The sequence below is a fragment of the Elstera cyanobacteriorum genome (assembly GCF_002251735.1).
Lineage (GTDB): Bacteria > Pseudomonadota > Alphaproteobacteria > Elsterales > Elsteraceae > Elstera > Elstera cyanobacteriorum.
This window is the reverse complement of record NZ_NOXS01000028.1, coordinates 30,322-44,782: the sequence shown is the minus strand read 5'-3', so window position 1 is coordinate 44,782 and position 14,461 is coordinate 30,322. Positions and strand designations below refer to the sequence as shown.

18 protein-coding genes are annotated in these 14,461 nt (G+C 64.4%); 4 read left to right on the top strand and 14 right to left on the bottom strand.

The window, feature by feature from the left end; all coding sequences use genetic code 11:
* Positions 1 to 12 precede the first annotated feature (12 nt).
* Together dapB and mobA are read right to left on the bottom strand one after the other, a co-directional pair.
* The gene (dapB, locus tag CHR90_RS04870; protein WP_094407868.1) at positions 13 to 837 is read right to left on the bottom strand and encodes a 4-hydroxy-tetrahydrodipicolinate reductase; all 825 of its coding nucleotides are present in this window, start codon (positions 835 to 837) and stop codon (positions 13 to 15) included.
* Complete coding sequence (gene mobA / locus CHR90_RS04865; protein WP_094407867.1) at positions 824 to 1,402, bottom strand: molybdenum cofactor guanylyltransferase; 579 nt, start codon at positions 1,400 to 1,402, stop codon at positions 824 to 826. Before mobA ends, dapB begins: the two co-directional genes overlap by 14 nt.
* 52 nt (positions 1,403 to 1,454) lie before the next feature.
* Here mobA and moaA point away from each other — a divergent pair, with 52 nt between their 5' ends.
* From moaA to CHR90_RS04845, 4 genes are all read left to right on the top strand, one after another.
* On the top strand, positions 1,455 to 2,477 hold the full coding sequence (gene moaA, locus CHR90_RS04860) for a GTP 3',8-cyclase MoaA (RefSeq protein ID WP_094407866.1): 1,023 nt from the start codon (positions 1,455 to 1,457) through the stop codon (positions 2,475 to 2,477).
* Positions 2,478 to 2,485: 8 nt separating this feature from the next.
* Positions 2,486 to 3,274, top strand: coding sequence for an NAD kinase (locus CHR90_RS04855; RefSeq protein WP_094407865.1), 789 nt, complete (start codon positions 2,486 to 2,488; stop codon positions 3,272 to 3,274).
* A gap of 108 nt (positions 3,275 to 3,382) precedes the next feature.
* Positions 3,383 to 4,474, top strand: coding sequence for an AbrB family transcriptional regulator (locus CHR90_RS04850; protein ID WP_094407864.1), 1,092 nt, complete (start codon positions 3,383 to 3,385; stop codon positions 4,472 to 4,474).
* Between the two features lie 11 nt (positions 4,475 to 4,485).
* The gene (locus CHR90_RS04845; RefSeq protein ID WP_094407863.1) at positions 4,486 to 5,964 is read left to right on the top strand and encodes an ArnT family glycosyltransferase; all 1,479 of its coding nucleotides are present in this window, start codon (positions 4,486 to 4,488) and stop codon (positions 5,962 to 5,964) included.
* On the opposite strand, the gene CHR90_RS04840 is transcribed toward CHR90_RS04845, so the two are convergent.
* The 12 genes from CHR90_RS04840 to CHR90_RS04785 form a co-directional block, all read right to left on the bottom strand.
* Positions 5,961 to 6,413, bottom strand: coding sequence for a hypothetical protein (locus tag CHR90_RS04840; RefSeq protein WP_094407862.1), 453 nt, complete (start codon positions 6,411 to 6,413; stop codon positions 5,961 to 5,963). The genes CHR90_RS04845 and CHR90_RS04840 overlap by 4 nt on opposite strands.
* An 83-nt stretch (positions 6,414 to 6,496) precedes the next feature.
* Positions 6,497 to 6,883 carry a hypothetical protein gene (locus CHR90_RS04835; protein ID WP_094407861.1) on the bottom strand — a complete coding sequence of 129 codons (387 nt, stop codon included), beginning with the start codon at positions 6,881 to 6,883 and terminating at the stop codon, positions 6,497 to 6,499.
* A 136-nt stretch (positions 6,884 to 7,019) separates the two neighbouring features.
* Positions 7,020 to 7,622 carry an EF-hand domain-containing protein gene (locus tag CHR90_RS04830; RefSeq protein WP_094407860.1) on the bottom strand — a complete coding sequence of 201 codons (603 nt, stop codon included), beginning with the start codon at positions 7,620 to 7,622 and terminating at the stop codon, positions 7,020 to 7,022.
* Between the two features lie 238 nt (positions 7,623 to 7,860).
* Entirely contained in the window at positions 7,861 to 8,316 is a 456-nt protein-coding gene (locus CHR90_RS04825) for a periplasmic heavy metal sensor (RefSeq protein ID WP_094407859.1), read from the bottom strand.
* A 37-nt stretch (positions 8,317 to 8,353) separates the two neighbouring features.
* Entirely contained in the window at positions 8,354 to 8,659 is a 306-nt protein-coding gene (locus CHR90_RS04820; RefSeq protein ID WP_094407858.1) for a hypothetical protein, read from the bottom strand.
* Positions 8,656 to 9,282 (bottom strand): sigma-70 family RNA polymerase sigma factor, encoded by a 627-nt coding sequence (locus tag CHR90_RS04815; RefSeq protein WP_094407857.1) that lies wholly within the window; start codon positions 9,280 to 9,282, stop codon positions 8,656 to 8,658. The genes CHR90_RS04820 and CHR90_RS04815 overlap by 4 nt, the downstream gene beginning before the upstream one ends.
* A 112-nt stretch (positions 9,283 to 9,394) precedes the next feature.
* Positions 9,395 to 10,615 carry a polyhydroxyalkanoate depolymerase gene (locus CHR90_RS04810; protein ID WP_094407856.1) on the bottom strand — a complete coding sequence of 407 codons (1,221 nt, stop codon included), beginning with the start codon at positions 10,613 to 10,615 and terminating at the stop codon, positions 9,395 to 9,397.
* A gap of 102 nt (positions 10,616 to 10,717) precedes the next feature.
* Complete coding sequence (locus tag CHR90_RS04805) at positions 10,718 to 10,999, bottom strand: acylphosphatase (RefSeq protein ID WP_094407855.1); 282 nt, start codon at positions 10,997 to 10,999, stop codon at positions 10,718 to 10,720.
* Positions 10,999 to 13,086: a S9 family peptidase gene (locus CHR90_RS04800; RefSeq protein ID WP_141210871.1), complete on the bottom strand. Its 2,088-nt coding sequence runs from the start codon at positions 13,084 to 13,086 to the stop codon at positions 10,999 to 11,001. The genes CHR90_RS04805 and CHR90_RS04800 overlap by 1 nt, the downstream gene beginning before the upstream one ends.
* A 32-nt stretch (positions 13,087 to 13,118) precedes the next feature.
* Positions 13,119 to 13,577, bottom strand: a complete 459-nt coding sequence (locus CHR90_RS04795; protein ID WP_094407853.1) for a DUF2155 domain-containing protein — start codon at positions 13,575 to 13,577, stop codon at positions 13,119 to 13,121.
* An 11-nt stretch (positions 13,578 to 13,588) separates the two neighbouring features.
* Complete coding sequence (gene mlaD / locus CHR90_RS04790) at positions 13,589 to 14,083, bottom strand: outer membrane lipid asymmetry maintenance protein MlaD (RefSeq protein WP_094407852.1); 495 nt, start codon at positions 14,081 to 14,083, stop codon at positions 13,589 to 13,591.
* 11 nt (positions 14,084 to 14,094) lie between these two features.
* Complete coding sequence (locus CHR90_RS04785) at positions 14,095 to 14,454, bottom strand: NADH:ubiquinone oxidoreductase subunit NDUFA12 (RefSeq protein WP_094407851.1); 360 nt, start codon at positions 14,452 to 14,454, stop codon at positions 14,095 to 14,097.
* Positions 14,455 to 14,461 lie beyond the last annotated feature (7 nt).

The window sequence follows — 14,461 nt, the reverse complement described above, 5'->3', positions numbered from 1 at the left end:
GGGCTTCCCGGCCTAGGCGTCCAGAATCCCGTCAAGCCCCCGGCGCAGCCCGAAGAAGCTCCGGACCTTGCGAATGGCCAGCAGCGTTCCGGCGACATAGGGCGCGGCGGAGGTGCCCGCATCGTGCCGGATCGTCAGCCGTTCGCCTGCCAGACCGAAATGGGTTTCGCAGGACAGCACATAGGATGGCAGCCTTACAGAATGCACGGGGACGGATCCGATGACGGCGCCGCGCGCTTCCTGCGGCCCCAAAATATCGGCGACGGGTTTGGCCGTCGGCGGCAGTTGCCGGGCATTGTCGAGCGCTTCCGCCAGCTCGCGCGCCGTGCCGCTCGGCACATCCGGCTTCTGCGGTCCGGCATAATCGATGATCTCGACATCGCCGACATATTGCGCCGCCATCAGCGAAAAGCGCTTGAGCAGCATCGCGGTGACGGAGAAATTCCCAGCGGCGGCCACCCCGAGCGACCGGGCGCGGGCCATCGCGTCGATCTCGAAATAATCTTGCGCCGTTAGGCCGGAGGTGCCGATCACCGCCGATACCCCCGCATTCAGCGCGGCGGACACATGGGCGCGCACGGCTTGCGGCTTGGTGTAATCGACCAGCACATCGGCCCCGGCGTCCAACGCCTCCGTCACCGTCGCGCGGATGGTGACGCCGAGAGGATCGGGCAAACCGGCTACCGTTCCCGCGTCCTGCCCGCAGATGCCGCGCGCCACCGCGCCCGTCAGCACCAGATCGGGGGCGGCATGGATCGCCTGGATAAGCTCCCGGCCGACCCAACCGCTCGCCCCGGCCACGATCACCCGCAGCGGTGTCCCCTCAGTCTTGCCCATGATCCAGCCTCTCCTCTGCTTCCGCCAAATCGGCGGGGGTGTTGATGTTGAAAAACAGCGGCGCTTCGTCGGCCGAAAAAGCAAGGGGCACAGCCCCCACCGCGCGCAAAGCCCCAGCGAGCGACCAGCGCCCCGCTGCCAAAAAATCGGCGATCACAGGCGCCAGACCGCGCCGCCAGACCGCACAGGCAGGTTGCCAGCCGTCCGGTGTGACCGCCACCGCCGCCGCCCGATCCCCCAGCGCGGCCAGCAGCCGTTCGCCAAGATCGCGGGGCAGAAACGGTGTATCGGCGGGTACCGTCAGCACAGCGTCGACCCCCTCAGCCTCGGCCCGGCGCAACACCGACCATACCCCCACCAGCGGCCCTTCCCCCGGCGCGGCCAGATCGGGGACCAGCGGTCCATAGTCGGCAAGACGGGGATCGGCGGCATTGATCCAGATCGGCGCGGCACAACGATCTGTTACATGCGCAATCAGCGGCCGCCCGCCCAGCAGGCGCAAGGGTTTATCCCCACCGATCCGCACCCCTGCCCCGCCTGCCAGAATGACCGTGGCGATCCGCATCCGTCTGACGATTCCCTCTGTTCCTGCGCTCAAGCGTGCCTATATTAGACGCATGCTTGACGCCGTTCACCAAGCCCCCGCCCCTTTGATCGACCCGTTCGGGCGCGCGATCACCTACTTGCGCATTTCCGTAACAGATCGCTGCGACTTCCGCTGCGTCTATTGCATGGCGGAAGATATGAGCTTTCTGCCGAAAGCCGATCTGCTGACCCTGGAGGAATTGGAGCGGCTGGCGGGCAGCTTCATCGCCCTCGGCACCCGCAAGATTCGCCTGACGGGCGGCGAGCCGCTGGTGCGGCGGAATGTGATGCAGTTGATCGACCGCTTGGGCGCGCAGATCGGCCAAGGGCTGGACGAATTGACCCTGACCACCAACGGCTCGCAGTTGGTGAAATATGCCGAAGGTCTGGCCAAGGCCGGGGTGAAGCGCATCAATGTCTCGCTCGATACGCTCGACGCGGATAAATTCACCGCCCTCACGCGCTGGGGCAAGCTCGGCCCGGTGCTTGAAGGGATCGCGGCGGCAAAGGCGGCGGGCATCGCGGTTAAGATCAATGCCGTCGCCCTCAAAGGCGTGAACGAGGATGAATTCGACCGGATGATCGCCTGGTGCGGCGCCGAAGGCTTCGATCTGGTCTTCATCGAAGTTATGCCGATGGGCGAGATCGGCGGCGAGATGCGCCTGGATCAATATTTACCGCTCAGCCGTGTCCGCGCCGATCTGATGGACCGCTGGACGCTGACCGAGACCGATTATCGCACCGGCGGCCCGGCGCGCTATTGGCGCGTAGGCGAAACCGGGCAGCGCTTGGGGTTCATCACCCCGCTGACGCATAATTTTTGCGAAAGCTGCAACCGCGTGCGCCTGACCTGCACCGGCACGCTCTACATGTGCCTGGGGCAGGAGGATGCCGCCGACCTGCGCGCCCCCTTGCGCGATGGGCGCGACGACGCCGGGGTACAACAGGCCGTGCGCGCGGCCATCGCCCGCAAGCCCAAGGGTCATGATTTCATCATCGACCGCGATCATACTGCCCCCGCCGTGCCCCGGCATATGAGCGTGACGGGCGGCTGAGAGTTTTCATGACCTTTCCTCCGTCCGACCCAAGCCAGCTCCGGCTTGCCTTCGTCGCTTCTGATGCCGACCCGGCGCAGGACGCGCTCGCCCGCCTGACCGAAAAATACGGTCAGGCCGACCCGTGGGACGCCGATGTCGTCGTCGCCCTCGGCGGCGATGGGCTGATGCTGGAAACCCTGCACAGTAACCTTGACCGCAATATCCCGATCTATGGGATGAACCGCGGCTCCATCGGCTTTCTGCTGAACGAGTATCACGACAGCAAACTGCGCCAGCGGATTGCCAGCGCCCAGCAGGTGACCCTGCACCCGTTGCGCATGCGGACGATCCGGCGCGACGGCAGCACGCGCGACGCGCTGGCAATTAACGAAGTCTCCCTGCTGCGGCAAACGCGCCAAGCAGCCAAGCTCCGCGTTTCCATCGATGGGGTCGAACGGCTGCCGGAGTTGATTTGCGACGGGCTGCTGATCGCCACCCCGGCCGGAAGCACCGCCTATAATCTCTCGGCGCATGGCCCGATCGTGCCGCTGGGTGCGGGCGTGCTGGCCTTGACCCCGATCAGCCCCTTCCGGCCCCGGCGCTGGCGCGGCGCGCTGCTGCCCCATACCGCCGCCGTTACCTTCGAGATTCTAGAAGCCGATAAGCGGCCCGTCAGCGCGGTTGCCGATTACACCGAAGTGCGCGACGTGGTGAAGGTGGAGGTGCGGGAAGACCGCAGCCTCGGCCTGACCCTGCTGTTCGACCCGGATCACACGCTGGAAGAGCGCATCCTGAAGGAACAGTTTCTGCCATAGCCGCCGTGCAGCTTTGGAATTGGTCGCAGTCGCAGTGCCATGCCAGGATAGGCGCATGTGTGACAAATTGACCGATCCGGCCCAACCCGGACATCCCATCCGCGCCCAATGACCGCGCCCCGCCCCGCGCCAAGCCGGTCCGAGATTATCAAGCGCAGCAGCCTGACCCTCGCCTTGGGCACGATGGGCGGCATTCTCTTTTATCAATTGCACTTTCCGCTGGCTTTCATGATCGGCGCGCTGGTCGCGGTGACGATTGCCGCCGTCGCCGGGGCAAATGTGCGGGCGATGCCGAAGCTGCGGGTGGCGATGGTCTCTATCCTTGGGGTGATGCTGGGCAGCGCTTTCCGCCCCGATATTATCCAGCATCTCGGCGCTTGGACGGTTTCGCTGATCTGGCTGGTCCCGTTGATTGCCGTCACCGTCTGGCTGGGCAAGCTGGTGATGCAGCGCTGGGCCAAGCTCGATGCCGTTACCTCGTATTTCGCCTCGGTCCCCGGCGGGCTGATGGAAATGACGATGATCGGTGGCGCGGAGGGCGGCGATGAAAAGCGCCTGTCGATGCTGCACGCCTTGCGCATCGTCATCGTCGTGCTGATCCTGCCTTTCTGGTTCCGCTTCACTACCGGCTATATCAGCCCGAGCATCAGCCTTTCGTTCAGCAGTTGGCCGCCGATGGTCGATCTTGTGATCCTCGGCGTTTGCGCGCTGTGCGGCTATCCGTTCGCCCGCCTCTGCCGCCTGCCCGCGCCGCAGTTGACCGGGGCGATGCTGCTGTCGGCTGCGGCGCACCTCAGCGGTCTGACCCAATCCAGCCCGCCCGCGCTGTTGGTGGCGACGGCGCAAACGATCATCGGCGCCAGCCTGGGGGCGCGCTTTCGCAATACCCCCGTGCGCTTCTTCGCCCGGACCTTCGGCATTGCTTTTGTGTTGACCCTGGTAATGGTAGCGATCTGCGTTGCCGTCGCCGGGATCGTTCATTGGATGACCGGGCTGCCGTTCAATTCCGCCTTACTGGCCTTCGCCCCCGGTGGCCTTGCGGAAATGAGCCTGATCGCCCTGTACCTCGGCGGCGATACCGCCTATGTCGCAGCCCATCACATCGTGCGCATCACGATGGTGGTCATGCTGGTGCCGCCATCCTATAAGCTGCTGAAACGGCTGTTCCCACGGTGGTTGGAGCGGCCTGCGTCGCAGTAGAGGCCCTTCCGATGAACCTATCGCCCACCCGCCCGCCGCTGTGGCTCTTGATCGCCTGGGGGATCGCCGCGCTCGTCCTGGTTCTGCGCGCCGGTCTCTATCCGGCCGCCATGACGGGCGACGAGATTTGGTTTACCGAAAGCGCCTATCAGTTTATCGCCACCGGCACGCCGAAGCGGCTGATCCACCCCGATCTCGTCGGCAGCGCCACCGCCGATTTTCTGCCGCCGGTAATCATGCTGCTGCAAGCGGCGTCCCTGGCCGTTTTTGGGGTTTCGGCGCAAGCCGTGGGCCTGCCGAGCGTGGTGCTGATGCTGCTCGCCTCCACCCTGGTTTATACCGTCGCCCGCCGCGCGGGGGCTGGGCCAACGGCGGCAGGCTTGGCGGCGCTCAGCGTCTTCGCCGCGCAGACGATTTTACGCGGCGCCCTCTATGTCCGTTACGAAGGTGCCGTGCTGGCGGCCTTTTTCGGCTTTCTCGCCCTGGTGCCGGTGCCGGGGACTTTAGCCGCCGTGGGACGCGGCGCCCTGGTCGGCATCGCTGGGCTGGCCTATTACCCGACGGCGCCCTTCGTGGGGCTTGCCGCCCTCTTGATCGAAACCGGCGCGCTGCGGGTGTTTCCCACCCGCCCCAGCCTGCGGACCCTGCCGGGAACTGCGCTGGGCTTTCTAATCGCCGCCGCGCCCTTCCTCCTCTATGTCGGACGCTATCCGCAGGAATTCGCCGCGCAAATTCTGTCGAACGGTGCGCAGAACTATGGGACCGCCGAACTGCTGCACCGCTTCGCCGATGCCGCCTTCTGGCAGGGCCAGCGCGAAACCCTGCCGGAAACTCTGGCGTTGATCCTGGGCCTCGTCGGAACGCTGCTGCTGCCGGGGAAACGCGCTTGGGCCGGGGCCATTGCTCTGGTCGCCCTGCCCGCGCTGATCTTCCCGTTCAATCCAAGGTTACTCGGCGTGGCGGTCGCGCTGCTGCTATGCCTTATCGCTGTCTGGGCCAGTCAGCCCGGCCCGTTGAAACGGCTCGCCCACCTCGGCCTCGCAGCGGGAACCCTGGGCGGGGTCGCCATGCTGGCGCTGATGGGCACGGTCGGTCTGCTGCAAGCCGATGGGCGCGATGGCGCCGCCCTCGGCCCGCTGTTGAAACCCTATCTAACCGCGCCGGGGCCGATTGCCGCCGATCAACGCGCCTGGCTGGCCCTGCGGCGGGATTTCCCGGAGCGGGAATTCTTGCACGCGCTCCCCTCCTGGGCGCCGCCACAGGTCAGCGTGTTCGAACCCGCCGCCCTGCGCGATCCCAATTTCCGCGTGACCTATGCCTTAGTGCAGACGGAGATCGCCGAGGCCACGCTCGCCCGCGCCCCTGCGCTGGCCCATGCCCGCGCCGACGGCCGCTTGGTCCCTCTCGCCCGGCTGGTGCTGCCGGTGCGCCCACTGCCGTTAGCCAAGGCCGTGCCCTTCGACCTCACGCTCTACGGGCCACCGCGCTAAACGGTCAGGGAAACAGCTTTCCCAGAGCTGAAGGACGCCGTAACCGCGCCGCCGGTGGAAGTATAACCGGTCACGCTGGGGGTCTCGATCGCGCCGGCATCCTCGCTCGACACATAGTCGCGCCAATCGATCACCCCGTCGCCATTGGTATCTAAGAGTTCTTCCAGCGGGGTCAGCGTGTCAGAAGATGAACTGCTGGAAGCGGAAGGTCCGGTTGGTCCGCCCCCCCCGGCAGGGCGCGCGCCGCCGCTCTGTTCTTGCGCCGCCAGAACGGTGCGGGCGGACCCAGCGTCTAAGGCCTGTCCCGCCCGGCCACCGCTCGCCCCAGTTTGGGCTGCGCCTGCGGTGACGGGGGCCGACGCCTCGTCTGCCGACGCCGCTGCCCCGGCTACCGGGGTGACCGGCCGAACCGCAGATACGCCCGACAGGCTACCGAGTGCAGAAACCATTCGTCCCCCCCGTCACGGTAAACGCATTACCTCTTCCGTGATACGGGCGGCGTGATCGGTCCCTGCGCGGCAGATTCTAATTTTTAGGCGAGGGTCGAAATCATCTGCCCCGCCGGGGTTGCTTCCGGCGCGGCGCGCGACAGAGCGGAATAGCCGATAATGCGATTGGCGGGCGCTTGCTCCGCCTGCGCTGGCGAAACCCATCCACGAACCGGCGCTTCAGACTGCACGGGGGGCGTCGAGGGGCTTTCCGTCGCCGCCGCCAGCACCGCCTGAAACCCGCCCCAGCTCAGCGGGGCACCCGCCGAACGGTTTAGGGTGGGTTGAGAAACCCCGGCGTTGGAGGCATCAGCCCCCGGTTGGCGCAGTCCTGCAATCGGCGGCACTGGCGCGGTCGGCGCCAGATCGGCGCGGGCCGGGATGGATTGAACGGGGGAGAAAGCCCCCAGTGGGTTGAGTGGCAGAACCATCTGTCCCTCCTTCCATATCGGACCGAGAGGGGCGAAAAGAAAACCGCCCCCTTTCAAGGCGCAAAGGGGGCGGTCTTCCCCCAAAGGCATCGGCCCCTGGGAGACAGTATCGAAGCGAAATGCGGAAAAATTACGGTCAGGCGACCAGGGAGGTCGTACTGTCGTTTTTCGACGACGTATTCGTATTGCTCGACTGGAAGTCGAGGCTATTCACCACGCCATCGCCGTTAACATCGAGGTTGGTGAACAGATCGGCCACCGCCTTGGTGAACGCATCCGCCGTATCGTCAGTTTCGGAGGCTTCGGTCGACGTCGCGTCCTTCAGGAAGGAGGTAAACTCCTGCTCCGTCAGATCGCCATCGCCGTTGCTGTCGGCTTTTTCCAACAGTTTCAGCAGCGCTTGCGTGCTTTCTTCCTGGGCCGATAGCAGCGTGGAGGCGGTATCGGGGGAGAATTTACCGCCCTTGGGCGGCGGCGGGGCGGCTTCGAACTCGGCCTGGCTAACGGACCCGTCGCCATCCGTATCGAGCTGCGAAACAATATCCGCCGCACTCGGCGGGGTCTTACCGGAAACGCCCTGCGGCCCGTCCTTGGGGGCGTTGGCGGCAAGATCGGCTTCGATCTCGCTCGTATCCAACTTACCGTCGCCATTGGCGTCGGCCCGGCTGAAAATATCCTTGCGGCTGGGCGGCTGAAACGCGGATACGCTATAGCCGCCGCTTCCAATGCTGGAAACCATGGGTCTACCTCAGAAAATGGGATGATGGGGCCGACTTTCTGTCGGTACTTCTAGTACGGCCCCCCACGGCAGACCCTGCGTCGCGTAATACCGTCATTTTCAAATGTCTTGATCTCAAGTGATCAAGACAGCCCTCAAACGGCGGGCGGGTTTCGCTGAAACCCTTGCCTTCCGCGCTAAAAAGCGCGCGGCGCAGTCGCGCCGGTCCAAGCCTGCGGTACCACCCTCAGGCTTGGTCTTAGCGCGGATGCGGCGGCGGGGGCGGCATGGGGCCGCGCCCGAATTCGGCCAGAACCTTGCGGCCTTCCGGCGATAGTTTTTCGGCGGCCGCGACGACGCTGTCCAAGCGCTCCCGCCCCAACGATTGAAAATGCAGTTCCATCGCCTCGAAAACCGCCCGAAACGCCGCCGGGTCGAAGGGGTCGGACTGCAAAGCCTCGACCGAGCGCCGACGCAAAACGTCGATTGCTTCGAAATCTTTCCGCACCTTGCCGTCCGGCCCATCCAAGACGGTGCGCAGGATGGCCTGATCGCGTGTGGATAGGGTGGCAAGCTGCTTTTCGAACTGCTCCCCAAACGGGGGCCCAAAGGGCGGCTTCATCGGCGGGCGTAAGCCACCGCCGACCAGCACGCCACCGAGGAAAAGATTCCCGGCCAGCGAGGCAATAAGGGAGATTTTTAGCCAAGGGCGCATTCTGCGAAACTCCAGCGGGGCCGCTCAGCCCGGTTTTTTAGAGGTAGCCGAACCAGCCGGACAAAAGTTCGGCATGGCCGGGGGTCAGGGCTGCCAATAGCGGCAGGCTGCCGGGCGCCTCGGTTCCAGGGGTCAGGGCATAGCCGGTCATCAGCCCCAGCAGCAGGCTAGCGGCCAGCGCGGCGGCGGGCAGCAGCCAAGGGCGGCGCGGCAATGGCGCCCGCATCGGCACGATCCGTTCGGCGGTGGCGATGATCCGCGCCTCAAGCGCGCTTGTATCGGGCGTCGGCGGGGCGGCGTTCCGTAACAAGGCGCCAAGCGTGTCTTTGGATGGATCCGTCATTCTGCTTCCCCCTCCTCTAGCCAAGATAAAAGATGCGTGCGAAGCGTGCGGCGCGCCCGGACCAGCAGCGCTTCTAACGCCGAGACCGAAACGCCGAGATGCTCCGCCACCACCGCGTTACTCAACCCTTCCTGATAGGTCAGCACAACGGCGGCCCGCTGCCGGTCGGGCAGCGCGGCGATGGCAGCGGCGACCTGCCGGTCGCGCGCTTGGGTTTCAAGACCGGCATCCGCCATCGGGCTTGGGTCGGGGGGGTCGAAATCCTCCGCCCAAGGCACCGTTGGTTTCGGGCGCCGCAACCGGTCGAGACAGAGATTGGTGCAGATCGTGTAGATCCAGGTTTCCGGCTGGCCGCGCGTGGCATCCCACAGCGCCGCCTTGGTCCAGACCTTCAGCAGGGCTTCCTGAACCACCTCCTCGGCATCGGCTTGATTGCCGAGCAGCCGGGTGGCAAGGCGCGTCAGCCGGGGCGTCTGCTCCGCCACCAACTCACGGAATGCCCGCGCGTCCCCCTCGGCAATCCGGGCGAACCGCTGCGCTGCCGCCGACCCGGCGGGATGCTCTGGCCGCGCGTCGGATTTCCCGAAACGCGGCCAGGCTCGGCCAAACGCCGAAAGAACCATTCAGAACCAGCCTCTCTCATCGACCGTCTGCCCTTCTTTACGGGCGGTGGTCGGCAAAACCTGCGCAGGGATCGGCAATTTTTTCCGATCCCGGCCGAGAGGCGTGCAAGCTTTAGGCAGACTGGATAAAGCTGGCGATGCGCGGGGCGATCTGTTCGCGGAACTTGCGGCCATTGAATACGCCGTAATGGCCAACACCCTGTTGCACATAGTCGATCCGCCGATCCGACGGAATGCCGGAGCACAGAATATGCGCCGCCTGGGTCTGGCCCGGGCCGCAAATATCGTCGTCGGCGCCTTCCACCGTCATCAACGCCGTCTTTTCGATGGCCGAGGGGGTGATCAGCATGTCCCGATATTTGAACTTGCCTAGCGGCAGATCGTAGTTCTGGAACACCGCCTTCAGGGTTTGCAGGTAGAAATCCGCCGGCATATCCATAACCGTCAGATATTCCTTATAGAATTTCTTGGTCGAGGCGACGCTTTCGCCGTCGCCCTTCACCAGATTGCGGAACATATCGAGATGGGCGCGCACGTGGCGACCGATGTTCATGCTCATGAAGCCCGAAAGCTGCAAGAAGCCCGGATAGACGGCGCGCATCATCCCCGCATAGGGCGGCGGCACGTGAGTGATGACCATCTGCTTAATGGTATCGATCGACCCAGACTGCGCGAACTCGTTCACTTTAGTCGGGCTAACGCGGGTATCGAGCGGCCCGCCCATCAGCACCATTGCCTTGGGCTGCTGCGGATCGCTCATCTGCGCCATCGCCGAGACGGCAACCAGCAGCGGCACCGCGGGCTGACAGACGGCCACCGCCGTCACATCAGGCCCCAAGAAGCGCAGAAACTCGATGGTATAATCGATGAAATTATCAAGATCGAAGCGCCCCTGCCACAGCGGGACATTGCGGGCGTTGATCCAGTCGGTCACATAAACATCATGCTGTTGCAGCAGCATTTCGATGGTGCCGCGCAGCAGCGTGGAAAAATGGCCCGACATCGGCGCGATGATCAGCACGCGCGGCTGGTTGCCCACGCCCGGCTTTTTGAAGTGCAGCAGATCGCAGAAGGGCTTGCGCAGCACAACTTCCTCTTCCACCGCAACCAGATGACCATCGACCGGCACCGTGCGGATGCCGTAATCGGGCCGGTCGTGTTCCGGTTTGGCGTCGGCTACCACGTCGCAGGCGGCCGTGAACGCATCGATTAGCGGGTTAGAGAAAGTGGAAGAAATCCCAGCGCGCCCCGCAAAGGTCCGCACCTCGTTCGCCAGCCAGCGCACCGGCTCCATCGCAGCCTGCTGAGCATTATACGCTTGATAGAGGAACATTCCCGTAATCCCTTCCCGATGGCATCCGTGTGGCCGGATAGAGAGAGTGCGGCACTCTCGACCGACAAGGTGCCAAATTCAATATGACGACAGAGTCAGTTACTAAACAGTTGATAGACGAACGAAGGATGCTGCAAGCGCGGGATCAAAAGAAACCTCTTCGCTTTCGACATGGCTGACCCGTGCTGAAATCGGCCCGCGCCGACAGTCTGCAACAATTTGCTGCACCTGCACAACCGTTCCCTGAAAAATAGCCTCGACGCTGCCATCGGCGCGATTGCGCACCCAACCTGTCAGACCATTTGCCCGCGCCGTCACCTCCACCCACTGGCGATAGCCGACACCCTGGACCTGCCCAAAAATCCGCACCCGAACCGCCTGCATTAGACGGCAATCCCGAGCGCCCGGAAAATGAACGCATAGGTTTCGGCGATTTCTTCCAAGGCCTTATAGCGGCCCGAGGCGCCGCCGTGCCCGGCGCTCATTTCCGTGCGTAGCAGCAGCACCGCGTCCCCCGTCTTGGTCGCGCGCAGTTTCGCGGCCCATTTCGCCGGTTCCCAATAGGTCACGCGCGGATCGGACAGGCCCGCCGTGATCAAGATCGGCGGATAGGCCTGGGCCGAAACCTGATCATAGGGGCTATAGCTCTGCATATACGCGTAATAGACGGGATCGTTGGGATTACCCCATTCCTCATACTCGAAGGCCGTCAGCGGCAGGCTGTCGTCGAGCATCGTCGAAAGCACATCGACGAAGGGCACCTGGGCGACTGACGCGCCCCAAAGGTCCGGGCGCAGGTTCAGCACGGCCCCCATCAAGAGGCCCCCAGCACTGCCGCCCATGCAGGCGATCCGGCCCTTCGCCGTATAGCCCGCCGCAATCAGTTGCTCCGCTGCCGCAATGAAATCGGTGAAGGTGTTTTTCTTATTCAGGAACTTACCGTCTTCATACCAGCGCCGCCCCCGCTCTTCCCCGCCGCGAATATGGGCTAGGGCGTACACGAAGCCGCGCTTGAGCAGGCTTAGCCGATTAGCGCTGAAGGCGGCGTCCATGCTGGCGCCATAGGAGCCATAACCGTAGAGCAGCAGCGGTGCCGAACCATCCACCGGCACATCTTTCCGGCGCACGACCGAGAGCGGTACCCGCTCCCCATCCGGGGCGGGTGCCCATAAGCGTTCGACGATATAGGCCTCGGGATCATGGCCACCGGGGATGGTCGTTTGCTGGATTACCTCCAGCCGCCGTTCGGCAATGTGATAGTCGAAATAGGTCTTGGGCCGGGCCAGCGTTTCATAGCGCAGGCGCAAGGTGCCGCGCTGCCAGTCAGTACCGTCGAGCACCCAAAGGGCATAGGCGGCATCGGGGAAGGCCACTTCCTCCGCCCGGTCGGCGTTTTCCTGCCCGCCGGAGACGATGCGAACCCGCTTGCGGGCTTCGTCGGTGCGTTCGCTAAGATACCAGAAGCCCGCCGCCCCGCCGATGCTTTCGATGAAAACAGCATCGGACGGCGGCACCACTTCCTGCCACGCCGCTTCCCCCGGCTGGTCGAGCGGCGCCCGGACGACGCGGAAATTGGCGTGACGGTCGTTGGTCAGGATCAGCCATTCGCCATTGCGGTCGAAGGCGGCATATTCATGGTTTGCCCGGCGCGGATTGAGGCAGACGGGCTGCGCCGCCGCATCGTCCAGATCAAGCGCCCATTGTTCCGAGGCCGTCTTCTGGGCGACCGAAATGAACAGATATCGCCCGCTCGGCGCCCGTTCGATCCCCAGATAGAAGGTCGGGTCGGCCTCGTGGTACATCAGCGCATCAGTGGCCGGATCGCTTCCCAACTGATGGGCGTAGACCCAGCGCGGGCGCTGCTGTACGTCCTGCTTCACATAGAAAATCCGGGCGCTGTCGTTCGACCATTCCAGGCCATAGGTACAGTCGCCGATCTCGACGGGCAGAAAGGCGCCAGTCGATAGATCCTTCACCCGCAGCACCAACCGTTCGGACCCGTCGGTATCTTCCAAGACCGCCAGATAGCGCCGGTTCGGCGATAGGGCGAGGCCACGCAGGGCGTAATATGGCTGGCCCGCCGCCCGTTCGTTCTGATCGAAGATCACCGTGCCGCGATTGGCTTTCGCGTCGTCCAGCGTTTCGGCAAGGCAGGTCTGGCTATATTGTTGACCGGGCTGGAAACGGCCCCACAGCCAGACGCCGTGGTCCCAGTCTGGGGGCGTGCGCTCGTCCTCGATCACCCGGCTTTTAAGCTCGGCCAGCAAATCCGCCCGCCGATCCCCCGGCCCGCCCAGTATGGTTTCCACATAGGCGTTTTCGTCGGTCAGATACTGAAGGATTGCGGGGTCCGTCACCTCAGGATAGGCCGGATCGCGCAACCACGCCCAGGGATCGGGCCGCCCATCGGGATGGGTGAAAGGCTTCGGGGCGGCGTGGGGCGGGGCCGGAAAATCGCTTTGGCGCAGCATGGGGCTTCCCTTCTTGGGGCGGACCGCCGCGCTTAGTTCGGGCGGCAATCCAATAAAATGACGTCGAAAATCGGATGTTCGAGCGGATGCAGCGCCGGGGAGGACGCAAACATCCAGCCCGTAAACACCGTACGGTCGAGTAGTGCTTCGAATGGATCGGCCTGCGGGGTCGGCACGGCCTTTTGAGTCGCACTCTCCGGCGGTGGCCGGTCGATGATGCGCAGAAAAGCGGCGCTTTCCGGCGGCTCCTCCGGCGGGCGTTTCACGCAGGCATCGACATGGATGGTTAGGCTGCCGAAGGTTGCCGCCGCGCCAACCTTCACGGTCAGCTTCGACACATGGGCCGTGACCTTATCCAGCCCTTGCAGCACGGCAACCGGCACGGCCGGGGCTTGCGGCGGTTGAGGGGCAGCGGCTTGCGGCGCGGGTTTTGCCGGTGAGGGCTGCTGCGCGACAACGGCCCCAGCGAGTAGCAGGAGCGGCACGGCCATCAGAAGGGGTTTCACGGCTGCGTCGAACCCGCCGCCGGGGCCGCCCCGGTCTTGCCCTTATCCTCGGTCGCCGAGAATAGGAACTTGCCGATCATCTGCATGAAATCCGCTGACGATTTCGTGTACTTCACGGCCTGCCCCGCCGCCAAAATCGTATCGGCATTGCCAGGGTTCAGGTTCAAATAGCGCCCGCCCAGCAGCCCTTCGGCGGCGATTTCGGCCACCGTATCGTCCGGCAGTTTCACGTCCGAGCGCAGAGCGAAGCGGATATTGGCGAAGAAGGTCGCCGGATCGAGGGTGATCGCCGTCACCGAGCCGACCTTGATGCCGCTGACGCGCACATCGGTCCCGATGGCCAGCCCATCCGCCCGGTCAAACCGCGCGGTCAGCTCATAGGCGCCGCGCGTTCCCCGAATGGAGGTCGTGGAATAGGCGTACCAGCCGAAGCCGAGGGCCACGGCCAAAACCGCCGCCCCGACCAGCGTTTCCACGAGATTCCGTTGCATCCCTGCGCCCCTTAGGCGTCCGGCGTCCAGGCTTCGTAATCGCCCGTCGCCTTCTCGCGCTTGTTGCCCGCCAGAACATGGCCCGGCGGACGATAGGCAAGATCGGTGCCGGTCAGGTTCGGCAGATGCGGCTTTTGCCACGGGCGCAGGTTCAGATCCTTCGACGGAACCTCGTCAGTGGTCTTATGCAGCCAACGGTGCCAATGCGGCGGAACCTTGGAGGCTTCCGGCTCGCCCTTATACATCACCCAGCGCTTGCCGCCGTCCCGCCCATGCGGGGCGCCTTTTTCGCGGTAATAGCGGTTGCCGAATTCGTCTTCGCCGACCAATTCGCCGTGACGCCGGGTATAGAGCCAAGTGCCGAACGACATGCTGATC